The sequence below is a fragment of the Mesorhizobium sp. genome, from assembly GCF_024509055.1.
In the GTDB taxonomy this organism is placed as follows: Bacteria; Pseudomonadota; Alphaproteobacteria; order Rhizobiales; family Rhizobiaceae; genus Mesorhizobium.
In genome coordinates, this window is the sequence record NZ_JANINM010000092.1 from 1 (window position 1) to 5,168 (window position 5,168).

Consider the following 5,168-nt stretch of genomic DNA (forward strand, 5'->3'; position numbering starts at 1 on the left):
CGAAATCTGACGTGATCACCTAACGGTTTGAGATAAAAGGTGAAATGTCAGCCTTGCGGCAAAATAATGGCAGTTGCCTCGCTCTGCCACATTTTTAATCACCAGGCGCTTGCTTAGCCGGCCCTAAAAGACCGCAAAGGGCAGCCGCCGGGTTCTCGGGCCAAGTAAAGAATGAAGTTAGCCGCGCATCCCGGAGGATGCGCGGCTTCTAAATCAAGCCATTGATTTTACGCAGGTATTTTGACGACGACCTCGGTCTTCTCGCCGGCTTTCGGCTCAAAGGACGCCGTTTTTGTCTTCGCGCCGTTGACTTCGAGCGAGATCGACTTGGTCTTTTTGTCGCGGACGACCCGAACCTTGATCTCGGCGTCGAACATCTTGAGCGTGGCGGCATAGCCATCCCAGTGGCTGGGCAGCTTCGGCCTGAACGTGATCTGCTTGCCGCGCCGCTCGATGCCGAGGATGCCTTCCACCGCAGCGCGGTAAAGCCAGCCGGCCGAGCCGGTGTACCAGGTCCAGCCGCCGCGACCGCCCTTGCCCTCGCCCGAATAGATATCGGCCGCCACCACATAGGGCTCGACACGGTAATGCTCGGCCGCCGCCTCGTCGGAAGCGTGGTTGACCGGGTTCAGCATCGAGAAGCAGCGATAGGCCTCGTCGGTATTGCCCATCTCGGCAAGCGCGATGACGAACCATGTCGCGGCATGGGTGTACTGGCCGCCATTCTCGCGCACGCCCGGCGGATAGGCCTTGATGTAGCCTGGGTCCTTTTCGGTCTTGGAGAAGGGCGGCGTGAACAGCTTGATGATCTTGAGCTCGTCGTCGACCAGCATGTTCGTCGCCTGCTGCATCGCCGTGGTCGATCGCGCCGGATCGCCCTCGCCCGAAAGCACGCTCCACGACTGGGCGATGGAGTCGATCTTGCACTCGTCGGAGGTGTGCGATCCCAGAGGCGTGCCGTCGTCGAAGCTGCCGCGCCGGTACCATTGGCCGTCCCAGGCGGTGCTTTCCAGCGCCCGCTTGAGCACATCGGCGTGCTTGGTCCAGGCTTGCGCCCGCTTGGCGTCGCTTTGCCCCCTGGCGATGGGGGCAAAGTCGCCCAGCGTCTTCAAGAGGAACCAGCCCAGCCAGACGCTCTCGCCCTTGCCGCCCTCGCCGACGCGGTTCATGCCGTCGTTCCAGTCGCCGCCGAGCATCAGCGGCAGGCCGGCCGGACTGCTGCGCTTGACCGCGAGGTCGAGCGCCCGCGCGCAATGGTCGTAGAGCGAAGCGGTGGTCTTGGTGATTTCTGGCGTGAAGAAGGCGTCATGCTCGCCCTCGCCGAGCTGCTGCCCGTCGACGAAGGGCAGCTGCTCCTTGAGGATCGCGGCATCGCCGGTCACCTCGATGTAGCGGGCCGTAGCATGCGCCAGCCACACGACGTCGTCCGAGATCATGGTGCGCACGCCGGCGTCGGTGCGCGGCAGCCACCAGTGCTGCACATCGCCCTCCGGGAACTGCCGGCGCGCGGCGTTGAGGATCTGGTCCCGCGCCAGCTTCGGATCGTGCGCCAGGAGCGCCAGAGTATCCTGCAGTTGGTCGCGGAAGCCAAAGGCGCCGCTCGCCTGGTAGAAGGCCGAGCGCGCGCGGATGCGGCAGGCGACCGCCTGATAGGGCAGCCAGTGATTGACCATGGCATCGAGCCCCTCGTCGGGGGTCTCGACTTGGATGGTATCCAGGAAGCCGCGCCAGGCGTGCTCGTTGTCGGTCAGCCGCTGGTCGAAGTCCTTGCGGCGATGGGTCTGCACCAGCGCGCTCGCCTCGGCGGGATTGGCCGCGTCGCCAAGCAGCCAGAACAAGGTCACGTCGCCGCCGGCCGGGATGTCGACATCGCTGGCGATCGCCGCGCAGGGATCGTCGCCGGCCTCGATGCGGCCGGACAGGCCCAGTCCACCGAGCACCGCCTGCGGATATTCCGTCGTGCCGTGCCGGCCGAGGAATTCGCTGCGATCGGCCGTCACCGAATGCGCCTCGCCCCCGGCGGCAAGGAAAGCCACCCGGTCGCCGAAGTCGAGCCCGTAAGGGTTCTGCGCCAAAAGCGCGCCTGTGGCCGCGTCACGCGTCGGCACGATGGTGGCGGCCGTGCGCGAGCGATGGCCGCCCAGCACCCATTCGGCATAGGCATAGACGCGCAGCCTTGCCGGCGCCGAACCGGTGTTCTGGATGCGCAGTCGGGTGATCTTCACCGGATCGGCCGCATCGACCACCTGCGTCAGGTCCATCGCCAACGGTCCGCGCTTCGAACGGAAGGTCGAGAAACCCTGGCCGTGCCAGGTCTCGTAGGTCATCGAAGCGTCGCGCACCGTCGCGGCCATGGGCGAGAACGCCTTGCCGCTGTTGTGGTCGAAAATATAGAAGCCCTCGCCCGGCCGGTTCGACACCGGATCGTTCGACCAGGGCGTCAGCTGATAGTCGCGGCTGTTGCGGCTCCAGGTGAAGCCGGCGCCTTCTGCCGAGACATGGAAGCCGAACGAGGCGTTGGAGATGACATTGATCCAGGGCTGCGGCGTCGTGCGACGGCCGGTCAGCCGCGTCACATAGTGGCGGCCGTCGCCGTCGAAACCGCCAAAGCCATTCCAGAGGCTGAGGCCGCTGCCGTCGGCGGCGATATCGGCCGAACCCTGGCTTGCCGGCACAGGCACCGGCAATGGCGCGGAAGGCTCCCTTGGCGTGCCGCCTTCGGCCTGCAGCAGGGCGTCGCGTGCCTGAAGCGCCGCCGTATCGGCCCGTTCGAGCTGGTCGAAGATGGTGCCGTTGCGGGTGTGCAGCACGACGCGCGCGACCGAGAGCAAGGTCTTGTAGGTCGGCTCGTCCATCAGGTCGCGGCGCACGGCGAAGATGTGCTGGCGCGGGCCGAGCTCGCGGCCGCGCAGGCGGCTGTTCTCGCACAGGGTTTCCACGGCGCGCTGCAGGTCCTGCACATAGGAAGACGCCTGCTCGTTGACGACGACGAAGTCGATCATCATGCCGCGGGCGCGCATATATTCCTGGAAGCGCAGCGCCTGGGCGACGATCTCGAGATCGGCGACGTCGCCGATGCGCACGAGGAAGATCGGGAAATCGCCGGAGATGCTGGTCGGCCACAGGCTCGACTGGCGGCCGAGGCCCTGCGCGATCGAGTCCGCCGGCAAGCGCAGGAACGGATCGGGATAGATCAGGTAGCGCGCCAGCTTCTGCACGTTGGCGGCGTCGGTGAGACTGAGGCCGAGATGGCGCGTCTGCACCTGGCTGCGCGTCCAGGCGAGCATGGCCTGGCGGGCGAAGCTCTCCTGATGGTCGAGCCGGCCCATCGCCTCGTCGAGCTCGGCGCGATCGGCGCCGACAACGGTCCAGAAGGTCAGCGATATCTTCTTGTTGGCGGGAACGCGAACCTGGCGGCGAAGCGCCGCGACCGGGTCGAGCGTGAAGCCGTGATTGCCGCTGAGCCTGGCGCCCGGATCGAAAGCCGCCGCGTCGGCGATGGTGCGGCCGCGGCCGATGAAGGCGCGTCGGTCGGTCTCGGCCTCGGCGTCGCGAGACGGGCCCGACGGATCGGTGACGAAATGCACCATGGTGAGGTCGGGGTCGTTCTTGTCGCGCTTGCGCCGGGTGGCGAAGATCGCGCCATTGTTGGCGGCGATCTCGGTGTCGACGAACATCTTCGAGAAAAGCGGATGCGCGTTGTCGTTCGCTTCCGAGCCGAGCACCAGCTCGGCAAAGGAAGTCACCTCGATGTGCCGGTCGGTTGAACCGTCATTATAGAGGGTGATGCGGCGGCCCTCGCCATTGCCTTCCGAAATGACGATGCATTCGACTTCCGAACGCAGCGAACCGACCGATTTGGTGAAGCTCGCCTTGTCGTCGGCAAACAATGTCTGGACGCGCTCGCCGTCGGCGCGCTTCGGCTCGGCGGTCGCCGACCACCAGTCGCCGCTCGCGGTGTCGCGCAGGAAGATGTAGGAGCCGAGGCGATCCTCGCACGGGTCGGGCTGCCAGCGGGTGACGGCAAGCTCGCCGAAGCGGCTGTAGCCGGAGCCGGTGGCCGTGACCATGACCGAGTAGCGGCCATTGGACATGACGTTGGTCGCGCGCAGCGCCTTGATCGGATCGAGGATGACGCGGCTGTCCGGGCTCTCGGTCTCGGTCTCGTCCTTGGCGCGCTCGTCGGCCTCTGTCCTGACGGTTGCGGTCGGGATGTCGCGCGGCGCCTTCTCCTGGAGCAGAAGCTCGGCCGACTCGATCACCGGGTCGCTGTGGAAGCGCTCGCGCAGCCGGCCCTCGAAGATGGCGTCGGCGACGGCGGCGATCGACATGCCGGAATGGTGTGCCATGTAGTTCAGCACGACAGCGTGGTCGGTGCCTTCGGGAACGCGCTGCGGCGTGAAATCGACCGCATCGTGGAAGCCGTGACGGCCGAGCGCGCCGATCGAGCGCAAGCGCTTGAGGTTCTGCACCGCCTCGCGCGGATTGAACTGCGCGGCGAGGATCGTGGCGTAAGGCGCGATCACGGTGTTTTGCCCGAGACCGCGCTTCAGGCCGAGGCCCGGCACGCCGAAATTGGTGTACTGGTAGGTGAGTTCGCGGTCACGGGCGTTGTAGGCCGATTCCGAAATGCCCCACGGCACATTCTTCGAGCGCGCATACTGGATCTGGCGCTTGATGATGAGCTTGCTGGTCTGGTTGAGGATCGAGCCTTGCGGCTCCTTCATCACCAGTGGCGGCATCAGGTACTCGAACATCGAGCCCGACCAGGACATCAAGGCGCCCTGGAAGCCGATCTCGACGATAGGCCGGCCGAGGCGGAACCAGTGCTCGGTAGGCAGGTCGCCCTTGGCGATGGCGAACAGGCTGGTGAGCCGCGCCTCGGAGGCGAGCAGGTCGTAGCAGGCCTCGTCGAGCTGGCGATCCTCCACCCGGTAGCCGATCGACAAGAGCTTGCGCTCCTGCCGCATCAGGAAGGAGAAATCCATCTCGAAGGCGAACCGGCGGCAGCGCTCGCGCATCGCCAGCAGCTTGGCGCGCAGGGCCGAGACCGCGCTTTCGTCATTGTGCGAGTCGTGCACATGCGCCTCGCAAGTCGCCTCCAGCCGCGCCGCCCAGTCGGCGATGACATCGCTCTTCGGCGACGCCGCCTCGGTATGGATGGCGGT

General features: G+C 66.1%; 1 protein-coding gene. It reads right to left on the minus strand.

Going from position 1 to position 5,168, the window contains the following annotated elements; translation table 11 throughout:
- Window positions 1-227: 227 nt before the first annotated feature.
- On the minus strand, window positions 228-5,168 hold a 4,941-nt coding region (locus tag Q0L57_RS05585), incomplete at its 5' end, for a glucoamylase family protein (RefSeq protein WP_296739234.1).